This window comes from Neobacillus paridis, from assembly GCF_016765675.1.
GTDB classification, from domain to species: Bacteria; Bacillota; Bacilli; order Bacillales; family Cytobacillaceae; genus Neobacillus; species Neobacillus paridis.
Genome location: NZ_JAESWB010000112.1, coordinates 1 through 614, shown reverse-complemented (window position 1 = coordinate 614; position 614 = coordinate 1). Strand labels below are relative to the sequence as shown.

The window sequence follows — 614 nt, the reverse complement described above, 5'->3', positions numbered from 1 at the left end:
TGCGCAGATGAGAAAAATGCGTTGGACGGAAGAATAGCTTTTTATTTCCAATGACAATCCATTCCCTCTTTGTCAGAAGGTGCTCGCGCCCGAGTGACGCGCATTTTCGTAGAAAATTTCGCGCTTGAAAAAGTGACTTCTCAAGGCTCCTGTGGCCTTTAAAAACTCTTTGCCAAGGAAATTTTTTTGCTGAACGGCGCTTCTGTTTTATAACTGCCGGCAGCAGGATGATTTGTCATGTGCTATTCAAACATTAAAAAGGTAAATTGGAATGCAATCGACAAAAGTTTTATTAAGCGGAAGAACCAAAGATCAATACGAAGAACTTCTGACAGGGTTGTTGAATCTTCAAGAAAAAGCTAACGGGCCGTTCAGGCTGGAAAAAGAATTTAATGCCGTCCAAAAAAAATGGGTAATTCATCTTCGTACCCGAACATGGTCTGAGTTTTTCTACGAATCCATATGTGCTTATCCTGAAGAAAAGGCTGCAATAAAAAAAGAAGTTATTAATGCATTGGAACATGCCTTCAGGCCTATGATTCTGGCCGCGCGCGGCGCGGCGTCTAGCGATTTTAAAATAAAACCGCAAGGAGATATCAATCGGCGAGTAAGCA

At 41.9% G+C, this 614-nt stretch carries 1 protein-coding gene; it reads left to right on the top strand.

The genetic code is table 11. From position 1 onward, the window contains the following. Positions 1 to 271 precede the first annotated feature (271 nt). On the top strand, positions 272 to 614 hold a 343-nt coding region (locus tag JK635_RS06360; RefSeq protein ID WP_202653135.1), incomplete at its 3' end, for a hypothetical protein.